The sequence below is a fragment of the Kitasatospora sp. NPDC002965 genome (assembly GCF_040611255.1).
Lineage (GTDB): Bacteria > Actinomycetota > Actinomycetes > Streptomycetales > Streptomycetaceae > Kitasatospora.
In genome coordinates this window covers 1-26,197 of sequence record NZ_JBEXNT010000090.1, presented here as the reverse complement: position 1 = coordinate 26,197, position 26,197 = coordinate 1, and the positions used below count along the sequence as shown (strand labels likewise).

Sequence of the window (26,197 nt, the reverse complement as noted above, 5' to 3'; positions counted from 1 at the left end):
CCCCCACTGAAGGCGGTATCTCATCTCCGACCGGGCCGCGACCGGGATCGGCCGGGTCAGTCGATCCGCCGCGGGCCGCCCAGGACCTGCCGTTCCGCCTGCCCGGCGACGACCCGTACGTACTGCCGGCTCATCCGGGTCGTCCAGAGCGTCAGGTCCTCGGCGAGGGTGGGCAGCGCCCCGACCTCGGGCGGGCCGAGCGACAGCACCCGGCCGATCAGCTCCGCCTCCTGCGGCGAGACCCGTTGCACCCCGACCAGGTCGGCCGCGTTGAGCACCCGGGCCGCGTTCGGCCCCAGGTACGGCAGCACGGTCAGGGTGGTCTGCCAGGGTGTGGCGGAGAGCCGGCTGCCGGGCGGGCGGGCGCCGAGGTCGCGCACCACCAGGACCGGCGAGGTGACCGAGGCGCCCTGCGGGCCGAGTCTGCCGACCTGGTGGACGGTGACGCACGGCTGACCGCCGCCGGCGGCCTGAGCGAGCGGGCCCCACAGGTGGGCGCGGGCGGTCTCCACGGCGACCCGGGCGCCGGTGGCGGCCGCCCGCAGCGCGATGACCTGCGCCGTCCAGACGCCGCCGACCAGGACCAGGTCGTAGGCGCCGGGCCGGAACAGTCCGAGCACGGCGGGCTGCGCCCGGTGCACGTCCTGGCCGATCAGTACGCCGTCGTCGCCGACCGGGAAGGCCAGCGCGGCAAGATCCCCGACGGCCAGCACGTGCTTCTCCCGCCGCGGGCCGCGAAGCCCGAAACCGGGCAGCAGCCGGGACGGGATCCTCGGCCGCCGCCCGGCTCCGGTCGGCGCACCGGTCGGCCGGTAGCCCTGGTACGCCATCAGGCGGTACCTCCCAGCGGGAGGGTGGCGAGCACGCCGGGGGCCTGCTCCAGGTCGAGCCGGGTCAGCCCCAGGCCGGCGCCCTGCGCGCGGGCCTCGACCCGGCGTCCGATCCGGACGGCCTCGCTCTCGCTGCGCCCGGTCACCCGGACGTGGCCGCTGAGCGTCACCGAGCCGCCGGTGCCGTGCCCGGCGGTGAGGCTGAAGGTGCTCGCCAGCGCGGGTGCGCCGGTGACCAGGTTCACCAGGTCGGGGACGGCGATCCGGCCGGGGGCGCCGCCGGGGCGGCCGAGTTGCGGCCAGCGGGAGATCCAGTAGGTGCTGTGCCAGCGGTCGTCGACCCGCCAGAACCGGTTGCCCTCCTGGGTGCGCCGCCCGCTGCCGCCGCCGCCCGTGCCCCGGCGTCCGGCCGTGGCCAGGGGGTTGACGCAGGCGGAGGTGGCGAGTGCGGCGATCAGCTCGCGTTCGTCGAGCACGGTCGCGTCGAAGCCCGCGCTGTTCAGACGCCCGGCGAGCTGGTCGGTGACCCGCTGGAGTGCCTTGCGGGCGCCCTCCTCGCCGCCGCCCCGGGCGCGCACCGCGGTGGCCGCCCGTTCGGGGTCGAGCTTGAGCGCCACCCAGGTGAGCCGCAGGCCGGGGGTGGCTGCGCCGTCCGGCAGCTCCCGGTAGGCGCGGGCGGCCAGCGACTGTTCGGGCAGGTGCGGCGCGGGCGCCGGCCGGGTGTGCTGGACCAGCTGGACCGACTCCAGGGTGATGTCGTCCACCCGCAGCACGGAGCAGACGACGTCCAGCGGGAGCGGCCGGGCGGTGCGGGCGGGGCGCAGCGGGCGGTCCTTGGTCTGGACGAGCAGGACGGTGCTCAGGAAGGTGCCGTCGCCGACCATGCCGGTCTCCCGGCGGACCGGACGGCCGCCGAAGGCCGCCTCGGTGGTGTGGGTGCAGGTGCGCAGCGCGGGCTCCAGCTCCAGCGCGGGGGCGAGCGCCGGGTCGGTGCCGGCCGGCGGTGCGTCGGCCCGGGCGCGCTTCCGGCGGGCCCGCAGGGCGGCCCGGACCCGCAGCGCCTCGGGGGCGGTGCGACCGCGGACCGGGACGACCGCGAGCACCAGCAGGACCAGGGCGATCGCGCCGAACGCGGCGGCGACCGGTCGGCTGATCGTCCAGCCGACTGCGGCCAGAGCCGACGCGACCTCGACGAGCACCAGTTGGTGGAGCGCCAGGCGACCGCCCAGGAGCCCGGGGCGGGGGTGGACGCGGACCGGGACGGGGCTGTCGGCCGGGTCGGGGCGGGTCGGGGTGGCGGAGGTGCCGGGGCCGGGTTGCGGGCGGGGTCCGGGGCGGCGTGGTCCGCTGTTCCGTGCCGTGCTGCGACGTCCTGGAGCGGTCTGGCCTGGCATCCCCCGGTGGCCCCTTTCGCTAAGTCAGTTGTCTTGTCCCGCTGGCCCGTTCGTGATCCGTGCCCGTACCGTACTCACCGTCTGCTGCCGCATCGTAGAGGTTCGAGCACGTTCTCGCCCGGCGGATGCGGACCACGGGGCAGGTCGGTCTGACAGGGGGGACGACGAGCATGGCATCGCGTCGGGACGAGCTGAACGCCTACACCTTCGCCCGCAGGCGCACGGTCGGAGCCTTCCTCCTGCCCGGTGGCGGGGGGAGCGACGAGGACGCGCCGCGTCCGGTGAGGGCGGTCCTGCCGAGCGTGGTCGTCGGGGCGCTGGTGGTCGGTGGCTTCGGGCTCTGGGGGGTGTTCCGGCCGAGCGCGCCGCTCGGCTGGGACGAGGGCAGGTTCATCGTCCAGGGCAAGCAGAGCACCACCCGGTACGTCGTGCTGACCGATCCGGACGGCCGGACCAAGCGGTTGCACCAGGTGCTGAACATGTCGTCGGCGCGGCTGGTGCTGCCGGTGGGCGCCAAGGTGGTGGTGGTCGCCGACGGGGTGCTCGACAAGTACCCCAACCACGGCCCGACGATCGGCATCCCCTACGCCCCGGACAAGTTGCCGTCGAGGGAGAACGCGAGCCGGCCGATGAAGTGGTCGGTCTGCGACCGTCCGGGCGCGGACGACGGGGGGAACACGGTCAACCAGGCGGTCTTCGTGGCGGGCGGCGCCGACGCCCGGGCGCTGGAGGCGCCGGACCGGCTGCTCGACGTCGACCAGGCGCTGCTGGTGCAGCAGGCGGACGACCCGCAGGTGGCGGCCCGCTCCGGGCAGGCCGGTGCGGGCGGGGGGCGGCTGAGGCTGTTCCTGGTGGACTCGAAGGGCCGGAGGCACGCGATCGGCGGTCCGGAGGACTCGGACGCCACGCGGACGCAGCTGATGGGGGCGGTCTTCGGGGCGACCGCCAGCCCGCAGAAGGTGAAGAAGGACTGGCTGGACACGCTGGCGCCGGGCAGTGACATCGTCTTCCCGCGGATCGACGGGCTGGTGCCGGACACCAAGGCCCCCAACTCCTCCGTGGCGTTGCAGAATCCGGAGAACCGCAAGGTGGGCCGGCTGGTCCGGTTCGGTGACCGGCACTACGTGGTGGGGAGGAGCCGGCTGCTGCTGATCACCCCGTTCCAGGCCGAACTGATCAGGCAGAACCCGCTGTTGCAGCCGCTGTACGACCAGGACGCCAACCGGAACCCGCGGATCGAGGACATCACCCCGGCCGAGCACGCCGCGCTCAACAGCAGCACTCCGCTGACGGCCGACGGCGCCGCCGACTGGCCCACCAGGACGGGTGCCCCGGTCAACGACTGGCAGGCGCAGAAGGACGCGAGGGCCGTGGTCTGCAGCACCTTCGACGGGGTGGCGGAGGACGGCAGGTCCCCGCGGCGCAGCGTCTGGGCCGGCCCGGACTATCCGGCGCGGTACGGCAACGGGGCGGCGTCGGCGCACGTGACGCCCGGCCACGGCCTGTTCTACCGGGCGCTGGACAACGGGACGGACGGCTCCGGCACCGACTTCCTGATCACCGAGACGGGCCTGCGGTACGCGGTGCCGGCCAGCGGCGACAGCGGCAAGGGCGGTCAGGCCGCGGCGTCGGCCCAGCCGGTCCCGTCGGCCTCGTCGGCCTCGTCGGCCTCGTCGGCCTCGTCCGGACAGTCCGGGGCCCCGGCCGCGGCGGGCCGGCCGGAGGAGGCGGGCGGCAACCAGGCCCGGCTCGGCTACGAGGGCCTGCAGCCGGCCCCCGTCCCCCGGCAGTGGTCGAACCTGGTGCCGGCCGGCCCGGCGCTCAATGCCAGGAGCGCAGCTCAGCAGCAGAACGCATGATCGGTCTATCGCCTTTCAGCGCAAGGAAACTGACGTGATGTCATGGCTTGGTAACCGGCCCCCCGCGCGAGGTTGGGTGAGCTGCGTGTGCCGACTACAGTGCTGCAGGACATCACACCGGTGATGCGCGGGGGGCTCGGAACCGGCGCCCCGGACACAGGGTCTGTCTCGTGGGGGACGGTGGAGCATGGGTCAGTTCAGGACGACCGCTCAGGAGATGCTGGCGTTCGCCAAGCACATGGACGAGGTCATCGGCGCGATCAACACCGAGATCAACGGCCTCAACAACCTGGTCACCTCGATCACCAGCGGTTGGCAGGGGCAGGCCGCGCAGGCGTACACGAACCTCCAGGGCCAGTTCAACACGGACGCCCAGGAGCTCAACAAGTCGCTGGTGGCGATCAAGGAAGCGATCGAGCTCACGACCCAGAAGTACGCGCAGGCCGACGCGGAGCAGCAGGCGACCTTCGGCGCCGGCGCGGTCTGATTCCCGTTCCGTCCGCTCACCCGGCGACGCGCCCCTCGGGTGATGGGGCGCTTCGCAGCCTCGACTAGGAGACATCGTGGCCGAACACATTCTCGTCAACTTCAGCACCATCAAGAGCGCCAGTTCCGAGGTCCGGCGGACCGCGCAGACGATCAACGCCCAGCTTGAGGAGCTGAAGGCGGGTGTCACCAAGATCGCCACCAGCTGGGAGGGCGTTGCCCAGCAGGGCTACCAGGCCCACCAGACGAAGTGGGACGAGCGCGCCGCGCACCTGCAGCAGGTGCTGGCGCAGATCGCCAACTCCCTGGACAAGGCGGCCGAGAGCTACCAGAACACCGAGAACCGCAACGCCACCCTCTGGACGGGCTGACGGCGGGCTGCGGCCCGAGCACGACTCGACGAGGGGCGGGTTGCCCGGCGGGCACCCGCCCCTGGCGCGCAACCGGGGTGGACGACATGAGGGGTGGCAGGGTGCCGGTGGCCAGGTACCGGACGGCGGCCGTGGCGCTGGCGTCGCTGGCGGTGCTCGGCGGCCCGGCGGTGGCCCCGTCGGTCGCCGCAGGACCGGGTGCCGCCGCCGCACCGGGCATCGCCGCCGGACCGGGCATCGCCGCGGCCGGGGACTGCGGCAGGTCCGCGCCGAACGTGCAGGCCGTGCCGTGGTCCCTGCAGCGGATGGTGCTGGACGAGCTCTGGCAGGGCGGCGCGACCACCGGCGCGGGGGTGCTGGTCGCGGTCATCGACACCGGGGTGGACGACCAGAACCCGCAGCTCGCGCACCGGGTGATCGACGGCGGATCGCTGCTGAAGGACAAGGAGGGCCGCCGGATCGAGGGCGGCGGCAAGAACGACCTGGTCGGTCACGGCACCAAGGTCGCCGGCATCATCGCCGCCGGGCGCAGCGAGCAGACCGGCTTCGTCGGCATCGCCCCGGGTGCCACCATCCTGTCGATCCGGCAGAACGACGCGGAGGGCAACGGGGACGTCCACTCGCTGGTCGAGGCGATCGACTCGGCCGTCCGGCAGGGCGCGCGGGTCGTCAACATCTCCCAGGACGTGCGCGGCGCGGGCGACAGCGGGTTCGTCGGCTACGCCGAGCTGAAGGCCGCGATCGAGAACGCCGAGAGCCGGGGCGCGGTGGTGGTGGCCTCCAGCGGCAACGACGGCAGGAAGGGCGACACCTACCCGGCGGCCTTCCCGACCGTGCTCGCCGTCGGCGCCTCGGACCGCAACAACGAGCGGACCTACTTCTCCCAGTACGGCGACTTCGTGGACGTCGCGGCGCCCGGCGTCGACATGCTCTCCACCGTCCCGCGCGGCGGCCAGTGCGTGGACAACGGCACCAGCTTCGCCGCGCCGTACGTGGCCGGGCTGGCCGCGCTGCTGGTCGGCGCGCACGGGGACTGGCGGCCGAGCCAGGTGCGGGCCTGGATCGAGCAGACCGCGCAGCGTACCGACCACAAGCCCAACGAGTACGTCGGGTGGGGTGTCGTCGACCCGGTGAAGGCCGTGGCCACCGCGCCCGTCGCGCCGCCGGACCGGGCCACCGAGGATCCGCCGGTCCGGCGGGCCGCCGCCCCGATCGTGCCGCGGCCGCCCGGTCTCGGCGAGACCCGGGCCGACCGGGACGGCCGGACCGCCACCTACGTGCTGGGTGTCGGCGCCCTGCTGGTGGCCCTGGTGATCGGCGGCGCCGTGGTGCTCCGCGACCACCGCCGCCGGCCCTCGGACTGAGTTCCGGAATCTTTTCCGGTCGGGCTGTAACATCCGGCCCCGCTCATCGCATCCCTCCCGTGTCGGGGGAGTGAGCAGGGCGGGGGAGGCACGTCGGATGGGACGGACCGGGGGCACGCGCGAGGCCAAGGACGGGGAGTTCCTGGAGCTCGTGGCGGGCCACACGGGGCGGCTGTACCGCTCGGCGTGCCTGCTCACCAGTGGGGACACCCACTACGCGGAGGACCTCGTCCAGGAGGCCCTCGGGCGGATGTACGTGCTGTGGCGCCGCAGTGCCTGGACCGGCGGGCGGTACCGGGTCGAGAACCCCGGCGCGTACGCCCACACGGTCATGGTGCGGACCTTCCTCGCCCAGCAGCGCCGGCGTTCCAGCGGGGAGCGGCCCACCGGCGAGCTGCCCGAGCGTGCGGGCCGGGAGGCGGACCGCGCGCTGCGGCTGACCCTGCTCGACGCGCTCGGCGGGCTGCCGCCCAAGGACCGGGCGGTGCTGGTGCTGCGCTACTGGGAGGATCGCAGTGTCGAGGAGACCGCCGAGGTGCTGCGGGTCTCCTCGGGAGCGGTCCGGACCCGGACCACGCGGGCGCTGGCCCGGCTGCGGGCGCAGTTCGGGGAGACGCTGGCCGAGCTCGCCGTTCGATGACCGATCCTTGACGCTTCCTGTCGCTTCCGGACGTCTCCTGACCGCACACCGCACACCGCACACCGAGCCCCCTGCCCTACCGCTGCCCGGCGCCCCCCCTGGCCCCGCGCTCGCACCGATGCCCGGTGCCACCCGCCACCACCCGCCACCACCCGCCACCTATTGAAACGGTGATCACGCATGTCCGAACAGGACAGGTTCGAGGATGATCTTCTCTTCGCCATGACCCGCACGGGTGAGGGCTTCGGGGGCGAGGGCCGGCAGGCGCTGGCGGTCGGTGGCCTGGCCCGGGGCCGCCGGCTCCGGCGGCGGCGCTCGGCCACCGCGGCGCTGGGCGGCGCGGTCGCGCTGGCCCTGGTCGGCACCGGCGCGATGTACCTCACCGGCGGCACCGGAGGCTCCCCGGCCACCGCGCCGCAGACCGCACCCGCGGCGGGCGGCGGAACCGCGAGCGTGAGCGCCACCGGCACCGGCACCGGTACCGACCAGAGCGACCAGAGCGACCAGGGAGGCCAGGGAGGCCAGGACGGGGCCCCGGCCCGCGCCTACTCCGTCCCCGAGGCGATCGCCGTCCTCCGGACCCTGCTGCCCGCGGGCAAGGTCACCGGCACCGGTGATGCCGCCGGGCCGCTGCTCTTCGACGACGGCAAGGGCGGGTCCGTGCTGAGCCTCTCGCTGGACCGGTACGGGGAGGGCGACGCACGCCGTACGGAGAACGGCTGCCCGGACCGGAAGGCGATGCGGTTCGACGCCTGCACCTCGACCGCCCTGCCGGGTGGCGGCTCGCTGACCGTGTTCCAGGGCTACGAGTACCCCGACAACCGGGCCGAGACCAAGCGGTGGTTCGCCCGGCTGGTCGGCCAGGACGGCCGGATGGTCCAGCTGACCGAGTGGAACGCCCCGGCCGCGAAGGGGGCGCCGGTCTCCCGGCCCGCCCCGCCGCTGACACCCGAGCAGCTGACGGCGGTGGTCACCGGCAAGTCCTGGGACCGGATCGTCGCGGGCATCCCCCTCCCGGCGCCGGTGAAGCCGCGCGACACCGAGGAGTACGGCAAGGACGAGATCCTGGCGATCACCGCCGGGCTGCTGCCGGCCGGTCTGAAGCAGGCCGAGACCGGCGGCCAGCCGGGCTTCGCCGACTTCGTGGTGGACGACGGCAAGGGCAAGTCCCTGGTGCAGGTCAACGTGCAGGACGGGAGCCATGACAATGCGGTCGAGCTGTTGTTCGGCAACGCCGAGAGGCTCCCGGACGGCACCCGGGTGACCGTCCTCAAGCAGGGCGGCATGTGGACGGTCGACACCCTCCACGCGGACGGCCTGCGGGTGGTGATCAGCGCCTTCAACAGCGCCGGCCTGCGCACCCCGGCCACCCGGGCCACCCCGGCGCTGACCGTCGAGCAGCTGAAGGCGGTCGCCACGGCCCCGCAGTGGAAGCTCAAGAAGTAGCGGCGGCCGGGCCACGACACGGCAGTGCCCCGGGCCGGGGGGCCCGGGGCACTGCCGCATGGGGGAGGGGGGAGGTCGGATCAGCCCTGCTGGTCCTCGGGGAGGCTGATCACCCAGCGGGTGTCCTGCCGGGGGCGCAGGTAGAACAGCCAGTAGAGGGTGGCGGCCGCGGTGATGCCGCCGGTCCACAGCAGCGGCACGGTGTCGAGCTGGGTGATGATGTAGACCAGCACGACGATCAGGACCACCGGGACGGCGGGCCAGAGCGGCATCCGCCAGGCGGCGGCGTGCTTGTGCCGGTCGCGGCGGGAGAGCAGCGCGGCGATCGCGACCAGCAGGTACATCCCGGTGACGGCGACGCCGGTGATCTCGCTGAGCAGCTCGCCCTCGACGAAGCAGAGCGCGGCGCCCGGCAGGCCGACGGCCAGGGTGGCGACCCACGGGGAGCCGAACCGGCCCAGGGTGGCGAAGGCCTTGTTGACCGGGTCGGGCCAGGCCTTGTCGCGGGCCGAGGCGAACAGCACCCGGGAGTTCTGGATGACCATGACGATGCCGGCGTTGATGATGGCCAGGGCGACGCAGAGGCTGATGAAGGTGCCGACCGCGGAGTTGCTCCAGGCGGTGACCATGCCGGAGATGTCGCCCGAGCTGAGCGTCGCCAGGTCGGGGGCGCCCACGGTGATCGCGGTGACCGGGACGAGGATGACGGCGGCGGAGATGCCCAGCGTCCACAGCACGGTGCGGGAGACGTTGCGGCGCGGGTTCTCCAGCTCCTCGGAAAGGTAGACGGCGGTGGAGAAGCCCTGGGTGATGAAGAGCGCGATGCCGAGTGCGCCGATGACGGCGCCGATGCTCACCGTGGTGGTGACGCCGTCCTCGCCGGTGACGACGCCGTGCAGCATGCTCGGCGCGTCGCTGTTGGCGTGGGCGAAGCCCAGCACCGAGACGACCCCGGCGGCGATGACCTCCAGGACCAGGAAGATGCCGGTGATCCAGGCGTTGGCGCGCAGGTCGAGCAGGCCGGCCAGGGTGGCGGCGAGCATCACCGCGGCGCCGGCGATCGGCTTGTCGACGTGGAGCACGGGCGCGAGGTAGTCGGCGGTGCCGAGGGCGATCACCGAGGGGACGATCATCACCACGATCAGCGAGAGCACGAAGACCAGCCAGCCGGCCAGCCGTCCGGCCAGCGTGCCGACCATCGCGTACTCGCCGCCCGCGCTGGGGATCAGGGTGCCGAGCTCGGAGTAGCAGAAGGCGACCGCGATACAGAGCACCGAGCCGATCGCGATGGCCAGCGCGGTGGCGCTGCCGATGCTGGAGAACAGCTCCGGGACGATCACGAAGAGCGTGGAGGCGGGGGTGACGCAGGACAGCGTGAGCAGCGTGCCGCCCACGACGCCGATCGAGCGCTTGAGCGTCTGCGGGGCGGCGGCGGTGCCCGCGGTCGCCGTGGCGGGGGCTACGGCGCGTGGCGGGCGAAGCGTGTCGGTCATGAGGCTTCCGATCGGCTCTGTGCGGTCCTGGAGAGGGAGCGGTATCGCCTCCGCTGGCTGGTTGCTCGGTTTCTGGTTCTGTCGCTCCCGGGCCGCCATGGAACCTTGCCCGTATCGATCGAGTCAATCGTCGAATTGCTTCGGAATCCGTTGCGGTCGACGGCATAAGCATGCGATCTCATGATCACAGATCGTCATCACTATGCATGTCCGACTTGTTACCTTCGCCACCATGGGCCTGAATCCAAGGTGAACGCGGCATTGCGCGCGCCTATTCAAAGGCGGCGTCTCGACGTCAGGACAGGTCGATCGGCCGCCCCCGGGTGGCCCGCCCGCCGTTCCGGGAGGTGCGGGAACCGCAGCCCTCCGGCGTAAAGATCTAGGTAACGTTTCAGCAGATGGGACGTGGGGCGGGGCCGGACCCCCGCGGATCCGGCCCGTCGATCACCCTCCGTCACCTGTGTCGGGTCCGTCGTGCATACCCACGCCGGCGCGTCACGACGCCGGCAGCCAGCCGGTCTGGACCATCTGCCCGCCGGTCACCCGGCGCGAGACGAACACCCCGCGGCCCGGCGGCAGCGCCTGCGGCTTGACCGTGCCCAGCAGCGCCCCCTCGTCCCGGTTGCCGGACAGCAGCACGCCCTGGCCGCCCAGCTCGCGCATCCGCTGCATGAACGGCTCGTACAGCGACCGGCCGGCCCCGCCCGCGCTCCGCGCCACGATCACCCGCAGACCGATGTCGCGGGCGAACGGCAGGAACTCCGTCAGCGCGGCCAGCGGGTTGCCGGAGGCGGTGGCCACCAGCTCGTAGTCGTCCACGACGACGAACATGTCCTTGCCGCTGTACCAGCTGCGGTTGCGCAGCTGCTCGGGGGTCACGTCCGGTCCGGGCAGACGGCGGGCGCACGCCCCGCGCAGCATCTCGACCACCCGGGTCATGGCCGGCTGCGCGGCCGCGTACTCCACCAGGTGGTCCGGCGGCACGGTGCCGAGCAGCGCCCGCCGGTAGTCGCCCACCACGATGCCGGCCTGGTCCGGGGTGTACCGGTCGGTGATCTGCTTGACCAGCATCCGCAGCAGCGCCGACTTCCCGGACTCGGTGTCGCCGAAGACGATGAACAGCGGATCGGTCTCGAAGTTGACGAAGGCCGGTGCCAGCTCCGCCTCGTCGACGCCGAACGCGACGCCCCGCTCCGGGTGCTCGAAGCCCTTCGGCAGCGCGTGGCCGTCCAGCACCGTCGGCAGCATCCGCACCTGCGGCGCGCGCGGGCCCGTCCAGGCGGCGTCGACGGCCGCGACCAGTCCGGCCACGCCGTCCCGGAGGTCGTCCACCGCGCTCGACCCGTCGAGCCGCGGCAGGCCGGTGAGGAAGTGCAGCCGGTCCGCGGTGACCCCGCGCCCCGGGACGGCGGGCACGTTCTGCGCCACCCGGCGGTCCACCTCGGACTCCATCGCGTCGCCGAGCTTCAGTTCGGTCCGGTTCTGCAGCAGGTCCTTGAGCGCCGGCCGCACCTCCGCGTACCGGGCGGCGGTGACGATCAGGTGGACGCCGTAGCCGAGGCCGCGCTGGGCGATGTCCCCGATCACGCCCTCCAGCATCTCGAACTCCTGCTTGAAGGTGTTCCAGCCGTCGATCACCAGGAAGACGTCGCCGAACCGCTCGTCCGGCAGCTGTCCGGCCGCCCGGCGGGAGCGGTAGGTCGCGATGGAGTCGAGTCCGGTCGCCCGGAACAGCTCCTCGCGCCGGTTCAGCACGCCGTGCACCTCGGAGACGGTCCGGCGGACCTTCTCGACGTCCAGCCGCCCGGCCACCCCGCCGACGTGCGGCAGGTCCTGGAGCGACTGGAAGCCGCCGCCGCCGAAGTCCAGCAGGTAGAACTGCACCTCCAGCGGGGTGTGGGTGAGCGCGAACGAGGCCACCGCGGTGCGCACCACCGTCGACTTGCCGGACCGGGGCCCGCCGACGACCAGTCCGTGGCCGGCCGCGCCCGCGTAGTCCTGGTCGAGGATGTCGCGCTTCTGGTCGCGCGGGCGGTCGACGGTGCCGACCGGCACCCGCAGCCGGCCCAGCGCCCCGTACCCGGGTGCGGTCAGCCCGCGTTCCGGGGTCGTCCGGAGCGGCGGCAGCAGCTGGTCCACGCTCGGCGGCGCGTCCAGCGGCGGCAGCCACACCTGGTGCGCGGCCGGGCCCCGGCCCGCCATCCGCTGCACGAACACGTCCAGCACGGTGTCCACCAGGGCGTCGTCCTGCTCCTCGACGAGCGGCTCGACCTCCTGCACCGGCGGTTCCGACACCTCCACCTCGGCCGCCGTGAACACCACCGGCCGCGCGGTCACCAGCCGGCCGCCGGTCGACCGCTGCTGCCCCGGCGCCCGGTACGGCCCGGACACGTACGCGGCCTTGAACCGCTCCATCACGTCGGTGCCGAACTTGAGGTAGCCGACGCCCGGCACCGGCGGCAGGTGGTAGGCGTCCGGCACGCCGATCGCCGCCCGCGACTCGGCCGCGGAGAAGGTGCGCAGGCCGATCCGGTACGAGAGGTAGGTGTCCAGGCCGCGCAGCTTGCCCTCCTCCAGGCGCTGCGAGGCCAGCAGCAGGTGCACCCCCAGCGACCGGCCGATCCGGCCGATCTGGATGAACATGTCGATGAAGTCGGGCTTGGCGGTGAGGAGTTCGGAGAACTCGTCGATGATCAGCACCAGCGAGGGCAGCGGGTCCAGCGCCGCGCCGGCCGCCCGGGCCCGCTCGTACTCGTGGACGTTGGCGTAGTTGCCCGCCCGGTGCAGCAGCTCCTGGCGGCGGTTGAGTTCGCCCTCGATCGCGTCCCGCATGCGGTCGACCAGGGTGAGCTGACCCTCCAGGTTGGTGATCACCGCCGAGGTGTGCGGCATGTCCGCCATCCCCGCGAAGGTGGCCCCGCCCTTGAAGTCGGCGAGCACGAAGTTCAGGGTCTCCGAGGTGTGCGTCATCGCCAGCGCCAGCACCAGGGTGCGCAGCAGCTCGGACTTGCCGGAGCCGGTCGCGCCGACGCACAGGCCGTGCGGACCCATGCCCTCCAGCGCGGCCTCCTTGATGTCCAGGTGGATGTGCTCGCCGCCGGCCCCGACCCCGATCGGCACCCGCAGCCGCTCGTGCTGCGCCCGCCGGCGCCAGCTGCGGGTCACGTCGAAGGAGCCCGGGTCGCCCGAGTTCATCAGGTCGGTGAAGTCGAGGTCGGAGAGCAGCGGTTCGTCGTCGCCGCCGGCCGACGCCCGGTACGGGGCCAGCTGGCGGGCGAGCGCCTCCGACTGCCAGGCCGACAGGACGTCCGGCTTGCCGGAGTACGTCGCGCCCGACGCCGAGCGGAGCACCAGCGTGTCCGGCGAGACCGTCATGATCAGATGCCCGGTCGGCTCGTCCAGGTCACCGGGAACCACCTCGATGACGGTCACCCCGTGCACGCCCTCGGCACCGGCCAGCAAGGAGTCGTGCGGCACCGCTGCGCCGTCCGTCACGACGACGACGTGCGGCTGGTCCGGGGACGGCGCGGCGTCCCTGACGAACCGCTGGCGGCCCGCCAGTTCGTCCTGCAGCAGGAACTCCAGCTCGCCGAGGCCGGTGGCGGTCAGCCGGCGCGAGCCCGCGCCGTCGTACTCCTTGCGGTGCTGGTTGTGCGGGAGCCACTTGGTCCACTCCCACTCCTCCGCCGCGCCCGGCGCCGCGGCCACCGCCACCAGCAGGTCGTCCGGCGAGTGCAGCGTCGTCAACTGGGCGATCATCGCCCGTACGTTGCCGTACACGGTGTCCGGGTCCCCGCACACCGTGACGTGGTAGAACGCCCGCAGCGAGACCGCCAACGGCAGGTCCTGCAGGGTGCCGTGGGCCTTCAGGAAGGTCTGCATCGCGGCCGCCGAGAGCGGCTCCAGCTCGTCCATCGGCGCCGTCTGCGGTGCGACCAGCGGGGTGGACAGCTGCACCGGCCCCCGGCCGACCCGGATCTGTGCGAAGTCGGCGTCGCCGGTGCGGCGTTCCCAGATCCGCCGGCCGTCCGCCACGATCGACCAGAGCTGGTCGGGCTCGGGATTGAGGAACAACTGCGCGCCGCGCTGGCGCTCGGCGGTCCGGCGCACCTGGCGGCGCATCTGCTGCAGGTACTTGAGGTAGTCGCGGCGCTCGTCCGCGGTGGCGGTGGACCCGCCCCGGCGGACGCGGACGATCTGGGCGAGCACCATGCCGACCGTCGAGACGATCATCAGACCGCCCATGATCTTCATCGGGGCCGGGGCGCCCGGAGAGAAGAAGAAGACCGCCGACCCGCCCATCCCGAGCATCGGCAGGACGCCCATCACCCAGTCCTCGCCGCCCGAACGGGGCAGCTCGGGCGGGCCGACCAGCTCCACCGGCTCGTCCGGCACCGCCGGCGGATAGGCCCGGGGCGGCCGCTTCACCGTGATCACGCCCATGCGCGCCCCACCCCACGACCACGAACGCTTCGCTCGATCACTACGGCATCAGCCCTCACGCCACTGGATCCGTACGGGTGAGGGCGCCCCGTGTGGCGCCGCCCCCGCTCCGCCGACCGCAGGCACCCGGGAGGGGAGCGTGGCCCCGCCCCCGTCGCCTCGCGCAGGGGCCGATCCTACTGGGCGCCCCGCCCCGCCACACCGCCGTCCGCCCGCCCGTCCGCCGCCCTGCGGCGAGGACGGGCGCGAGCCGGGCGGTAAAGTGACGCTGCGTCAATGTGCGTCCCGGGTAGACCGGTTCCGATCGCAGGCCGCGATCGGGACCGGGTCGAACCGGCCGCCGGCGCACGGCGCGCCGTCAACGGAAACGCCGACGGAAACGTCAACGGAAACGCCGACGGAATCACCGGCAGAACCATCAGCGGAACCGGCAAGGTCAGCAGGTCGGCAGGGCCGACGAGGGGGAGCGCCCAGTGCGTCGAGCGAACGCGAGGTCCGGGTCATGAACACCTCTGCCACCACCGGCTTCTGCCGGGTCACCGTCGTCGCCCCGGACAGCCGGATCGACGTCGCCCTGCCCGAGGACATCCCGCTCGCGGACGTGTATCCCGAGGTGCTGCGGCTCTCCCACCAGACCCGGCCGGACGGCGCCCCCACCGGATTCCACCTCGTCCGCCGCGACGGCACCGTCCTCGACGGCAGCCTGTCGCTCGCCGCCCAGCAGGTGCGCGACGGCGACCTGCTCAGCCTCCGCCCGTTCGCGGAGTCGCTGCCCCCCGCCGTCTACGACGACGTCGCCGACGCCATCGCCACCGCCGGTGAGACCGACCGCCGGTTCTGGAGCCCCGAACTGATGCGGGCCTTCGGCCTGACCGGCGCGGGCGTGCTGCTCGCCCTGCTCGGCTTCGTGCTCTGGTTCGCTGACCTGCGTCACGACATGCACGGCCTGCCCGGTGTGCTCTCCGGCGTCGTCGCCGTCGTGCTCACCGCCTTCGCCGGTGTGCGGGCCCGGGTCTACCGGGACGCCTGGGCCGGCCTCGCGCTCGGCCTCGGCGCCCTTCCGCACGCCATGATCGCCGGCAGCGGGATCCTCTCCCCGGCCACCCCCCTGGAGGGCCCCGGCCGGCTCCACTTCCTCACCGGCTGCGTGACCGTCCTGGTCGTCGCCGTCCTGCTGGTCGGTTTGCTGCCCGAGAGGGACGCGCTGTTCGTCGCGGCCGCCTTCCTGTCCGCCGCCGGTGCGCTCGCCACCTTCGCGGCCGTCCTGCTGCCCGACACCCCGGCCGACCACATCGCCGCCGTCACCGGTGTCACCGCCGTCGCCGTGATCGGCTTCCTGCCCGGCCTCTCCGCCCGCTTCGCCCGGCTGCCCGTCGGATTCAGCGCCCCCGGCCAGGCCCGCACGCGCAGCCGCGACCACGACGAGGAGGCCGACCGCGCCGAACTGGTGCAGTACGAGCGGATCGCCCACCAGGCCCGCCGCGGCCACGAGGTGCTGGTGGGCCTGGTCGGCGGCTGCGCCGCGGTGATCGTCGGCGCCTGCGCGGTGCTGGGCTTCAGCGACGGGACCTTCCCCGAACTGCTCGCCCTCGCCCTCGGGCTCGCCACCATGCTCCGGGCCCGGCTCTTCCGCTACAGCGCGCAGGTCCTCGGCCTGACCGTGGCCGGCCTGTCCGGACTCTCCCTACTGGTCGTCGGACTCGCCCTGCACACCCCGCAGTTCGTCCTCCGCGCGGGTGTCGGCTCCACCGGTGCGGACCTGCGCACCGTCTGGCTGACCGCCTCGATCGCCTTCGGCGCCGCGGTCCTCGTCGCGATCGCCCTGGTGGTGCCCCGACTCGGGGTCTCCCCGTTCTGGGGGCGGATCCTGGACCTGGTCGACAGCCTGACCCTGATGGCGCTGGTCCCGCTGGTGCTGGCGGTCCTCGACGTCTACCGGCTGGTGCGCGGAGCCACCGGCTGACCCGCCCCGTCCTGCCGGGCACCGGCCGTCGTCGGGCGGGATCACCGGCACTGGTACGCTTGGCCTTCGAGCGCAGCCGTGTGTCCGCCCCCGTCGGGGGCGCCGACCGCCGGCCGCGCCCGTCACGACACCGAGTTCTCACAGAGTCCTGTGCCGTAGACCAGGACCGCTTGGTATCACTTCGAAGGAGTTGCACGTGGCTCTCGCCTCTGACGTCAAGAAGCAGATCTTCGCCGAGTTCGGCCAGAAGGAGGGCGACACCGGCTCCCCCGAGGTCCAGGTCGCCATGCTCTCCCGCCGCATCGCGGACCTGACCGAGCACCTCAAGGTCCACAAGCACGACCACCACTCGCGCCGTGGCCTGCTCATCCTGGTCGGCCAGCGTCGCCGTCTGCTGCAGTACCTGGCCAAGAAGGACATCGAGCGCTTCCGTACGCTCGTCGACCGCCTGGGCATCCGCCGCGGTGCCGCCGGTGGCGCCCGCTAAGACCGCCGCTCGGGGCGGCTCCCCACACCGGGGGGCCGCCCCTCGCGCGTATGCTGCGGCCGATGGCCCGGGGCGCCCCTGGCGGCGCCCGAACATAACAACTCGCGCGCACCTCCCCAGGTGCCCGAGGATTGCACCGTAGGGTTGTGGGAAATGCCGGTGATGGCGCTGTCGAGCGCCACCCAGGCAGAAAGACCCCAGACCCCCCGCGGGACGAAGGCTTCAAACGGAAGCCGCCCGCATCCGAGAGAGCGTCCAGACGCGGACCGCCAACCCGGACCCGGCCAGTCGAGAGGCGCCGGTCCTCGGTAGTGGCCGCCGGAAGCCCCGCAGACCGAAGCGGGGCGCACCGGAGGCTTCGATCGAAGACCGGCCCGACTGCCCCCCTCTGCGAAAGAGGGCCAGGGGCCCCCGGCAGACGATGCGCGGGGACGCTCTCCCGGAGAACGTACGAAAGAGGAGATCTTCCAGGTGGAAGAGAACGTGTTCTACGCCGAGGCCGTGATCGACAACGGTTCCTTCGGCACCCGTACCATCCGCTTCGAGACCGGCCGTCTGGCCCGTCAGGCCGCCGGCTCCGCCGTGGCCTACCTGGACGACGACACCATGGTGCTGTCGGCGACCAGCGCGTCCAAGCAGCCGAAGGAGCACTTCGACTTCTTCCCGCTGACGGTGGACGTCGAGGAGCGGATGTACGCCGCCGGCCGCATCCCCGGCTCCTTCTTCCGTCGTGAGGGCCGGCCCTCCGAGGACGCGATCCTCACCTGCCGCCTGATCGACCGCCCGCTGCGCCCGTCCTTCGTCAAGGGCCTGCGCAACGAGATCCAGGTCGTCGTCACCGTGATGGCGCTCAACCCGGACCACCTGTACGACGTGGTGGCCATCAACGCCGCCTCCGCCTCCACCCAGCTGGCGGGCCTGCCGTTCTCCGGCCCGATCGGTGGCGTGCGCGTCGCCCTGATCAACGGCCAGTGGGTGGCCTTCCCGACCCACAGCGAGCTGGAGTCGGCCGTCTTCGACATGGTCGTGGCCGGCCGCACCCTGCCGGACGGCGACGTCGCGATCATGATGGTCGAGGCCGAGGCCACGAACAAGACCATCAAGCTCGTCGAGGGCGGCGCCGAGGCGCCGACCGAGGAGATCGTCGCCGCCGGTCTGGACGCCGCCAAGCCGTTCATCAAGGTGCTCTGCGCCGCCCAGGCCCAGCTGGCCGCCCAGGCCGCCAAGCCGACCGGCGAGTTCCCGGTCTTCCTGGACTACCAGGACGACGTGCTCGCCGCGCTGTCCGCCGCCGTCAAGGACGAGCTGGCGCAGGCCCTCACCATCGCGGGCAAGCAGGAGCGCAACAACGAGCTGGACCGCGTCAAGGCGCTGGCCGCCGAGAAGCTGCTGCCCGAGTTCGAGGGTCGCGAGAAGGAGATCAGCGCTGCCTACAACGCGCTGACCAAGAAGACCGTCCGCGAGCGCGTCATCAAGGACAAGGTCCGCATCGACGGCCGCGGTGTCACCGACATCCGCACCCTGGCCGCCGAGGTCGAGGCCATCCCGCGGGTGCACGGCTCGGCCCTGTTCGAGCGCGGCGAGACCCAGATCCTGGGTGTCACCACGCTGAACATGCTCCGCATGGAGCAGCAGCTGGACACGCTCTCCCCGGAGACGCGTCGCCGCTACATGCACAACTACAACTTCCCGCCGTACTCGGTCGGCGAGACCGGCCGCGTCGGTTCGCCGAAGCGCCGCGAGATCGGCCACGGCGCGCTCGCCGAGCGGGCGATCCTGCCGGTCCTGCCGACCCGCGAGGAGTTCCCGTACGCCATCCGCCAGGTCTCCGAGGCGCTGAGCTCCAACGGCTCCACCTCGATGGGCTCGGTCTGCGCCTCGACCATGTCGCTGCTGAACGCCGGTGTGCCGCTGAAGGCCGCCGTCGCCGGTATCGCGATGGGCCTGATCTCGCAGGAGATCGACGGTGAGACCCACTACGTGACCCTCACCGACATCCTCGGTGCCGAGGACGCGTACGGCGACATGGACTTCAAGGTCGCCGGTACCCGCAACTTCATCACCGCCCTGCAGCTGGACACCAAGCTCAACGGCATCCCGGCGTCGGTGCTCGCCGCCGCGCTGAAGCAGGCCCGCGACGCCCGCCTGCACATCCTCGACGTGATGAACGAGGCCATCGACTCCCCGGACGAGATGTCCCCGAACGCGCCGCGCATCATCACCATCAAGATCCCGGTGGACAAGATCGGTGAGGTCATCGGCCCCAAGGGCAAGATGATCAACCAGATCCAGGAGGACACCGGCGCCGAGATCACGATCGAGGACGACGGCACCATCTACATCGGTGCCGCCGACGGCCCGGCCGCCGAGGCCGCCCGCACCACGATCAACCAGATCGCGAACCCGACCATGCCGGAGGTCGGAGAGCGTTACCTGGGCACCGTGGTCAAGACCACGACCTTCGGTGCCTTCGTGTCGCTCATGCCGGGCAAGGACGGTCTGCTGCACATCTCGCAGATCCGCAAGCTGGCCGGCGGCAAGCGCGTCGAGAACGTCGAGGACGTCCTCGGCGTCGGCGCCAAGGTGCAGGTCGAGATCGCCGAGATCGACCCGCGCGGCAAGCTCTCCCTGATCCCGGTCGTCGAGGGCGAAGAGGCCGGCGAGGCCGCTTCCGAGTGAAGCGCCGCTAGCTGACCCAGCGGCCCGCACGCCCCCGTCGGCGTGCGGGCCGCACCCTGTTGTCCCGCTCCCCATGCTCTCTACGGATTGCTTTCTACGGAGGTACCACCGTGGCCCAGGCCTCGGCGGCGAAGCAGCGCCCCGGCACGACCCGGACCCTGCTCAAGGGCGCGGACGGCGCCGGCACGGTGCGCCGCACCGTCCTCCCCGGCGGCCTGCGCGTCGTCACCGAGACCCTGCCGACGGTGCGCTCCGCGACCTTCGGCATCTGGGTCGGCGTCGGCTCGCGTGACGAGACCCCGCAGCTCAACGGCGCCACCCACTACCTGGAGCACCTGCTCTTCAAGGGCACCGAGCGGCGCAGCGCGCTGGACATCTCGGCCGCCCTGGACGCGGTCGGCGGCGAGATGAACGCCTTCACCGCCAAGGAGAACACCTGCTACTACGCGCGGGTGCTCGACACCGACCTCCCGCTGGCCATCGACGTGGTCTGCGACATGCTCACCGGCTCCCTGATCCGCCCGGAGGACGTCGAGGCCGAACGCGGCGTCATCCTGGAGGAGATGGCGATGGCCGAGGACGATCCCGGTGACGTCGTCCACGACCTCTTCGCCAAGGTGATCTTCGGCACCGGCCCGCTCGGCCGCCCGATCCTCGGCACCCAGGAGACCGTCCGGTCGCTCACCCGCGACCAGATCGCCGGCTTCTTCCACCGCCGCTACAAGCCCGAGCACCTGGTCGTCGCCGCGGCCGGCAACCTCGACCACCGCAAGGTCGTCAAGCAGGTCGAGCAGGCCTTCGCCCCGCTGCTGGCCCGCTCCGAGGCCGCCCCCGCCGAGGCCCGGCGCGGCGTCAAGGCGCTGCGCACCGCCGGCCGGGTGGAGGTGCTCCAGCGCACCACCGAGCAGGCCCACCTGGTGCTGGGCGTGCCCGGTGTGCCCCGGCACGACGAGCGCCGCTGGGCGATGGGCGTGCTCAACGCGGCCCTCGGCGGCGGCATGAGCTCGCGGCTCTTCCAGGAGGTCCGCGAGAAGCGCGGTCTGGCGTACTCGGTCTACTCCTACTCCTCCTCGTACGCGGACAGCGGCCTGTTCGGCATCTACGCCGGCTGCCAGCCCAAGCGGGTCGAGGAGGTGCTGCGGATCTGCCGCGAGGAGCTCGCCAAGGTGGTCGCCGAAGGCATCACCGAGGAGGAGCTGCACCGGGCCATCGGCCAGATCTCCGGTTCCACCGTGCTCGGCATGGAGGACACCGGCTCGCTGATGAACCGGATCGGCAAGGCGGAGCTCAGCTACGGCCACCACCTGTCGGTGGACGAGATGCTGGCGAAGATCGCGGCCGTGACCCTGGACGACGTGCACGCCGTGGCCCGTGATGTGCTGGGTGCCCACCGGCCGTCGCTCGCGCTGATCGGTCCGATCAACGACAAGCGGGCCGCCCGGCTCGCCGACCTGCTGGTCTGAAGGGACATCTCACCATGACGCTGCGTGTCGCCGTGATCGGCGCCAAGGGGCGGATCGGCTCGGAGGCCGTCAAGGCCGTCGAGGCCGCCCCGGACCTGGAGCTGGTCGCCACCCTCGGGCGGGGGTCGGAGCTCTCCGAGCTCACCGACGCCGGCGTGCAGGTCGCCGTCGAGCTGACCCATCCCGACTCGGTGATGGACAACCTCGACTACTGCCTGCAGCACGGCATCCACGTGGTCACCGGCACCACCGGCTGGACCGACGAGCGGCTGGCCACCGTCCGCGGCCGGCTCGACGGGGCACCGGAGCTCGGCCTGCTGATCGCGCCGAACTTCTCCATCGGCGCCGTGCTCGGCATGAAGTTCGCCCAGACCGCGGCCCGGTACTTCGAGTCGGTCGAGGTGGTCGAGCTGCACCACGACCGCAAGGCCGACGCGCCCAGTGGCACCGCCACCCGCACCGCCCAGCTGATCGCCGCCGCCCGCGCCGAGGCCGGCCGGCCGCCGCAGCAGGACCCGACCACGCACGGCCTGCCCGGCGCCCGCGGCGCCGACGTGGACGGCGTGCCCGTGCACGCCGTCCGGCTGCGCGGTCTGCTCGCCCACCAGCAGGTGATGTTCGGGGACACCGGTGAGACCCTCACCATCCGCCACGACTCGCTGCACCACAGCAGCTTCATGCCGGGAATCCTGCTCGGCGTGCGCAAGGTCGTGGAGACGCCCGGGCTGACCCTCGGCCTCGAACACTTCCTGGACCTGTGACCGTGTCCGCCCCCCGGAGCGCGTCGTGACCTCCCGTACCGGCTTCTTCGTCCTCTCCGGCGTCCTGCTGCTGGTCGCCCTGGTCTGCGTGGGCGAGGGTGTCCAGCTGCTCGCCACCGGCAAGCCGCTGGGCATCGGCCTGGGCCTCTGCGCCTTCGTCGTCCCGGTGATCGGCGTCTGGTTCCTGCGCCAGACGGTCCGCTTCGGCCGGTACAGCGAGCGGCTCGCCAAGGAGCTGGAGGCCGAGGGCGGCCTGCCGGTCGACGAGCTGAAGCGCACCACCGGCGGGCGGATCGACCGGGCCTCGGCCGATGCGGTGTTCGCCCGTCGCCGGGCCGAGGCCGAGGCGGCCCCGGGGGACTGGCGGGTCTTCTTCCGCCTGGCGGTCGCGTACGCCGACGCGGGCGACGTGCCGCGCGCCCGCAAGACCATGCAGCACGCGATCCGGCTGCACCGCACCGCGGGCGCGACCAGTACCACCGGCACCACCGGCACCACCGAATCCGCGAGGAGCAACGCGTGAGCGACCGCACGACGGCCCCCCAGTTCCGCAGCGACGTGACCGTGGACCTGGTCCGCAGCGCCGCCGCCGACTCGGACGTCATCTGGGCGGCCCGGGTCTCGACGGCGGGGGAGCAGTCCCTGGAGGCGCTCCAGGAGGACCCGGAGAAGTCCAAGGGCCTGATCAACTACCTGATGCGGGACCGGCACGGCACGCCGTTCGAGCACAACTCGATGACCTTCTTCATCAGCGCGCCGATCTTCGTCTTCCGCGAGTTCCACCGCCACCGCAGCGGCTGGTCCTACAACGAGGAGTCCGGGCGCTACCGCGAGCTGGAGCCGGTCTTCTACGTGCCCGCCGAGGAGCGCAAGCTGGTCCAGCAGGGCCGCCCGGGCCGGTACGAGTTCGTCGAGGGCACGGCGGAGCAGCACAGGACCGTCACCGCCTCGATGGAGGCCGCCTACCGCGAGGCGTACGAGCGGTACCAGGAGATGCTGGAGGCGGGCGTGGCCCGCGAGGTGGCCCGTGCGGTGCTGCCGGTCGGTCTCTTCTCCTCGATGTACGCGACCTGCAACGCGCGCTCGCTGATGCACTTCCTGTCGCTGCGCACCAAGCGGGAGAACTCGGCGGTCCCGTCGTTCCCCCAGCGCGAGATCGAGATGGTGGCCGAGCAGATGGAGGAGCGGTGGGCCGAGCTCATGCCGCTCACCCGTGCGGCCTTCGAGAAGCACGGCCGGGTCGCCCCCTGACCTGCGACGACGAGCAGATGGGCGGAGTGCCGGGCATGTCTGGATTGCGGCATTTCTGACCTCTCCCTACGCTCGTGAACACGGATTCCGGTGCTGCTTGAACCCCCGAGCACGCAGCACCGGAATCCCATGTCCGCGCTGTTGGCGCGGCCTCCGGTGCGCCCGCCCGAGCGGCACACCTGTCCGAACCCTGGACCGGCCTGGGTACCGCCCCACCGCCTACGAGTAGCTTTGGACGCATGGCTCCGACCTCCACCTCCCAGACGCCCTTCGGCCGGGTCCTGACCGCGATGGTGACCCCGTTCACCGCCGACGGCGGCCTCGACCTCGACGGCGCCCAGCGCCTCGCCGCGCACCTCGTCGACTCGGGCAACGACGGCCTCGTCGTCAACGGCACCACCGGCGAGTCCCCGACCACCAGCGACGCCGAGAAGGCCCGGCTCGTCCGCGCGGTGGTGGAGGCGGTGGGGGACCGGGCACACGTGGTGGCCGGCGTCGGCACCAACGACACGCACCACAGCGCCGACCTGGCCCGCCAGGCCGAGGCCGCCGGGGCGCACGGCCTGCTGGTCGTCACGCCGTACTACAGCAAGCCCCCGCAGGAGGGCCTGTACCGGCACACCACGCACATCGCCGACGCCACCGGCCTGCCGGTCATGCTGTACGACATCCCCGGCCGCAGCGGTGTCGCGCTGAGCCACGAGACCCTGGTCCGGCTCGGCGAGCACCCGCGGATCGTCGCCAACAAGGACGCCAAGGGCGACCTCGGCGCCGCCGCCTGGGCCATCGCCCGCTCGGACCTGGCCTGGTACTCCGGCGACGACATCCTCAACCTGCCGCTGCTGTCGGTCGGAGCCGTCGGTGTGGTGAGCGTCGTCGGACACCTGGTCGCCGCCGAGCTGCGGGCCATGGTCGAGGCCTTCCTGTCCGGCGATGTGGCCAAGGCCACGGCCGTCCACCAGCGCCTGCTGCCGGTCTTCACCGGTATCTTCCGCACGCAGGGCGTCATCCTCACCAAGGCCGCACTGGAGCTCCAGGGACACCCGTCCGGGCCGCTGCGGCTGCCCCTCGTCGGCGCGACTCCCGAGGAGATCGCGCAACTGAAGAAGGATCTCGCCGCCGGCGGGGTAGACCTGTAACAGACACAGACGTGCGCGCCCCGGCTCGCCGGACCCTCACGGGTTCGCCGCTGGACCGGACCGAAGGCGCGAATGCACAGACCCAGTAGGAAAAACCGACACTGAGTACGCACGCCATATGTCTCGCGGGGGAGGACCCCCGGGCATATGGCGTGCGCCGTGAGGAGAGTCTTTTGAGCCACCCGCATCCCGAACTCGGCGCACCCCCCGCTCTCAAGCAGGGCGCCCTGCGTATCACTCCGCTCGGCGGTCTCGGCGAGATCGGCCGCAACATGACGGTCTTCGAGTACGGGGACCGCATTCTCATCGTCGACTGCGGCGTCCTCTTCCCGGAGGACGAGCAGCCCGGCGTCGACCTGATCCTCCCGGACTTCACCTACATCCGGGACCGCCTCGACAAGATCGACGGCATCGTCCTCACGCACGGCCACGAGGACCACATCGGCGCCGTGCCGTTCCTGCTCCGGGAGAACCCGGACATCCCGCTGATCGGCTCGAAGCTCACGCTCGCGCTGATCGAGGCGAAGCTCGCCGAGCACCGCATCCGGCCGTACGTCCTGGAGGTCAAGGAGGGCGACCGCGAGCGGATCGGTCCCTTCGACTGCCAGTTCATCGCGGTCAACCACTCCATCCCGGACGCGCTGGCCGTCGCCGTGCGCACGCCCGCCGGCATGGTCGTCGCCACCGGCGACTTCAAGATGGACCAGCTGCCGCTCGACGGCCGCCTCACCGACCTGCCGGCCTTCGCCAAGCTGGCGGAGGAGGGCATGGACCTGCTGCTGGTGGACTCCACCAACGCCGAGGTCCCCGGTTTCATCCCGAGCGAGCGCGACATCTCGGTCGCACTGCGAAACGTTTTCGCGAACGCCGACAAGCGCATCATCGTGGCCTCGTTCGCGAGCCACGTGCACCGCATCCAGCAGGTGCTGGACGCCGCGCACGAGTACAAGCGGAAGGTCGCGTTCGTCGGCCGCTCGATGGTCCGCAACATGGGCATCGCCCGCGACCTCGGGTACCTGAAGGTCCCCGGCAACATGGTCGTCGACGTCAAGCAGCTGGACGACCTGCCGGACAAGGACGTCGTGCTGATCTGTACCGGTTCGCAGGGCGAGCCGATGGCCGCGCTGTCCCGGATGGCCAACCGCGACCACCAGATCCGCATCGTCGAGGGCGACACCGTCGTCCTGGCCTCGTCGCTGATCCCGGGCAACGAGAACGCCGTCTACCGGGTCATCAACGGCCTGACCCGCTGGGGCGCCAAGGTCGTGCACAAGGGCAACGCCAAGGTGCACGTCTCCGGCCACGCCTCGGCCGGCGAGCTGCTGTACTTCTTCAACATCTGCAAGCCGCGCAACCTGATGCCGGTCCACGGTGAATGGCGTCACCTGCGTGCCGCCGCCGATCTCGGTATCGCCACCGGCGTGCCGCGCAACCGGACGGTCATCGCCGAGGACGGCGTCTGCGTCGACCTCGAAGGCGGCGTCGCCCGGATCGTCGGCAAGGTCCAGGCCGGCTACGTGTACGTGGACGGCTCCTCGGTCGGTGACATCACCGAGGCCTCGCTCAAGGACCGCAGGATTCTCGGCGAGGAGGGCTTCATCTCCTGCTTCGTGGTGGTCGACTCCACCAACGGGAAGATCGTGGGCGGCCCGAGCATCCAGGCCCGTGGCTCGGGTATCGACGACGCCGCGTTCGCCCCCGTGACGGCCAAGCTGCAGGAGGCGCTCGACCGTTCGGCCGGCGACGGTGTCCTGGAGGTTCGCCAGGTCCAGCAGCTCGTCCGCCGGATTCTCGGCAAGTGGGTGGCGGACAACTACCGCCGCCGACCGATGATCCTGCCGGTCGTCGTCGAGGTCTGAGCCTTCGGCTCGTGACCCCTTGACCTCGGTTTGACGTGGGGCAGCCCGGTGCGTAATGTTCTCCGGGTTGCCCCACGGGACGGCCCCGGCAGAAGTTCTCGAACGAAATTCGAGAACGGAGCGCGGAAAACGGCCCGAAAAACTCTGCTAGAGTTCGGGAGCGCCGAAAGGCCGAAGCAAATCGGATGAATGAAACTCCGGAAAACGGAGCGGAAAACGTCTGGTAAGCTGGAAACACGAAAGAACGAAGCGCCCGGAGGGCCGGTGTG

Annotated in this window: 19 protein-coding genes; 15 read left to right on the top strand and 4 right to left on the bottom strand. The window is 72.2% G+C overall.

The genetic code is table 11. From position 1 onward, the window contains the following. Nucleotides 1-56 precede the first annotated feature (56 nt). Nucleotides 57-830 (bottom strand): hypothetical protein, encoded by a 774-nt coding sequence (locus tag ABZY91_RS28655; RefSeq protein ID WP_329877534.1) that lies wholly within the window; start codon nucleotides 828-830, stop codon nucleotides 57-59. Next, the gene (eccE, locus tag ABZY91_RS28650) at nucleotides 830-2,224 is read right to left on the bottom strand and encodes a type VII secretion protein EccE (RefSeq protein WP_355405825.1); all 1,395 of its coding nucleotides are present in this window, start codon (nucleotides 2,222-2,224) and stop codon (nucleotides 830-832) included. The genes ABZY91_RS28655 and eccE overlap by 1 nt, the downstream gene beginning before the upstream one ends. A gap of 170 nt (nucleotides 2,225-2,394) precedes the next feature. Between eccE and ABZY91_RS28645 the strand changes: the two genes are divergently transcribed. The 6 genes from ABZY91_RS28645 (at nucleotide 2,395) to ABZY91_RS28620 (ending at nucleotide 8,390) form a co-directional block, all read left to right on the top strand. Continuing rightward, nucleotides 2,395-4,083: a type VII secretion protein EccB gene (locus tag ABZY91_RS28645; RefSeq protein ID WP_355405824.1), complete on the top strand. Its 1,689-nt coding sequence runs from the start codon at nucleotides 2,395-2,397 to the stop codon at nucleotides 4,081-4,083. A 187-nt stretch (nucleotides 4,084-4,270) separates the two neighbouring features. After that, nucleotides 4,271-4,570, top strand: a complete 300-nt coding sequence (locus tag ABZY91_RS28640) for a WXG100 family type VII secretion target (protein ID WP_355405823.1) — start codon at nucleotides 4,271-4,273, stop codon at nucleotides 4,568-4,570. A 76-nt stretch (nucleotides 4,571-4,646) separates the two neighbouring features. Beyond that, nucleotides 4,647-4,940: a WXG100 family type VII secretion target gene (locus ABZY91_RS28635; protein WP_329952542.1), complete on the top strand. Its 294-nt coding sequence runs from the start codon at nucleotides 4,647-4,649 to the stop codon at nucleotides 4,938-4,940. An 86-nt stretch (nucleotides 4,941-5,026) separates the two neighbouring features. Continuing rightward, nucleotides 5,027-6,304: a type VII secretion-associated serine protease mycosin gene (gene mycP / locus ABZY91_RS28630; protein ID WP_355405822.1), complete on the top strand. Its 1,278-nt coding sequence runs from the start codon at nucleotides 5,027-5,029 to the stop codon at nucleotides 6,302-6,304. A 97-nt stretch (nucleotides 6,305-6,401) separates the two neighbouring features. Beyond that, complete coding sequence (locus ABZY91_RS28625) at nucleotides 6,402-6,944, top strand: SigE family RNA polymerase sigma factor (RefSeq protein ID WP_329952540.1); 543 nt, start codon at nucleotides 6,402-6,404, stop codon at nucleotides 6,942-6,944. Between the two features lie 180 nt (nucleotides 6,945-7,124). After that, nucleotides 7,125-8,390: a hypothetical protein gene (locus ABZY91_RS28620; protein WP_355405821.1), complete on the top strand. Its 1,266-nt coding sequence runs from the start codon at nucleotides 7,125-7,127 to the stop codon at nucleotides 8,388-8,390. Between the two features lie 80 nt (nucleotides 8,391-8,470). Here ABZY91_RS28620 and ABZY91_RS28615 read toward each other — a convergent pair whose 3' ends face one another. After that, nucleotides 8,471-9,883, bottom strand: a complete 1,413-nt coding sequence (locus tag ABZY91_RS28615) for an APC family permease (protein ID WP_329877550.1) — start codon at nucleotides 9,881-9,883, stop codon at nucleotides 8,471-8,473. Between the two features lie 495 nt (nucleotides 9,884-10,378). After that, nucleotides 10,379-14,326 (bottom strand): type VII secretion protein EccCa, encoded by a 3,948-nt coding sequence (gene eccCa, locus ABZY91_RS28610; protein ID WP_355405820.1) that lies wholly within the window; start codon nucleotides 14,324-14,326, stop codon nucleotides 10,379-10,381. 502 nt (nucleotides 14,327-14,828) lie between these two features. On the opposite strand from eccCa, the gene eccD reads away from it, so the two are divergent. The 9 genes from eccD to ABZY91_RS28565 all read left to right on the top strand — a co-directional run bounded on the left by eccD (nucleotide 14,829) and on the right by ABZY91_RS28565 (nucleotide 25,928). Next, entirely contained in the window at nucleotides 14,829-16,289 is a 1,461-nt protein-coding gene (eccD, locus tag ABZY91_RS28605) for a type VII secretion integral membrane protein EccD (protein WP_355405819.1), read from the top strand. A gap of 196 nt (nucleotides 16,290-16,485) precedes the next feature. Further along, nucleotides 16,486-16,776, top strand: a complete 291-nt coding sequence (rpsO, locus tag ABZY91_RS28600) for a 30S ribosomal protein S15 (RefSeq protein ID WP_329877556.1) — start codon at nucleotides 16,486-16,488, stop codon at nucleotides 16,774-16,776. Nucleotides 16,777-17,247: 471 nt separating this feature from the next. Then, on the top strand, nucleotides 17,248-19,455 hold the full coding sequence (locus ABZY91_RS28595; RefSeq protein ID WP_329877558.1) for a polyribonucleotide nucleotidyltransferase: 2,208 nt from the start codon (nucleotides 17,248-17,250) through the stop codon (nucleotides 19,453-19,455). A gap of 110 nt (nucleotides 19,456-19,565) precedes the next feature. Next, nucleotides 19,566-20,918, top strand: a complete 1,353-nt coding sequence (locus ABZY91_RS28590; protein ID WP_355405818.1) for a pitrilysin family protein — start codon at nucleotides 19,566-19,568, stop codon at nucleotides 20,916-20,918. Between the two features lie 14 nt (nucleotides 20,919-20,932). Then, nucleotides 20,933-21,679, top strand: coding sequence for a 4-hydroxy-tetrahydrodipicolinate reductase (gene dapB / locus ABZY91_RS28585; protein ID WP_355405817.1), 747 nt, complete (start codon nucleotides 20,933-20,935; stop codon nucleotides 21,677-21,679). A gap of 25 nt (nucleotides 21,680-21,704) precedes the next feature. Beyond that, entirely contained in the window at nucleotides 21,705-22,202 is a 498-nt protein-coding gene (locus ABZY91_RS28580; protein ID WP_329952535.1) for a hypothetical protein, read from the top strand. Further along, nucleotides 22,199-22,930 (top strand): FAD-dependent thymidylate synthase, encoded by a 732-nt coding sequence (thyX, locus tag ABZY91_RS28575; RefSeq protein WP_355405816.1) that lies wholly within the window; start codon nucleotides 22,199-22,201, stop codon nucleotides 22,928-22,930. The genes ABZY91_RS28580 and thyX overlap by 4 nt, the downstream gene beginning before the upstream one ends. Nucleotides 22,931-23,169: 239 nt before the next feature. After that, nucleotides 23,170-24,069: a 4-hydroxy-tetrahydrodipicolinate synthase gene (gene dapA, locus ABZY91_RS28570; RefSeq protein WP_329877568.1), complete on the top strand. Its 900-nt coding sequence runs from the start codon at nucleotides 23,170-23,172 to the stop codon at nucleotides 24,067-24,069. Between the two features lie 173 nt (nucleotides 24,070-24,242). Continuing rightward, the gene (locus ABZY91_RS28565) at nucleotides 24,243-25,928 is read left to right on the top strand and encodes a ribonuclease J (RefSeq protein ID WP_329877570.1); all 1,686 of its coding nucleotides are present in this window, start codon (nucleotides 24,243-24,245) and stop codon (nucleotides 25,926-25,928) included. Nucleotides 25,929-26,197 lie beyond the last annotated feature (269 nt).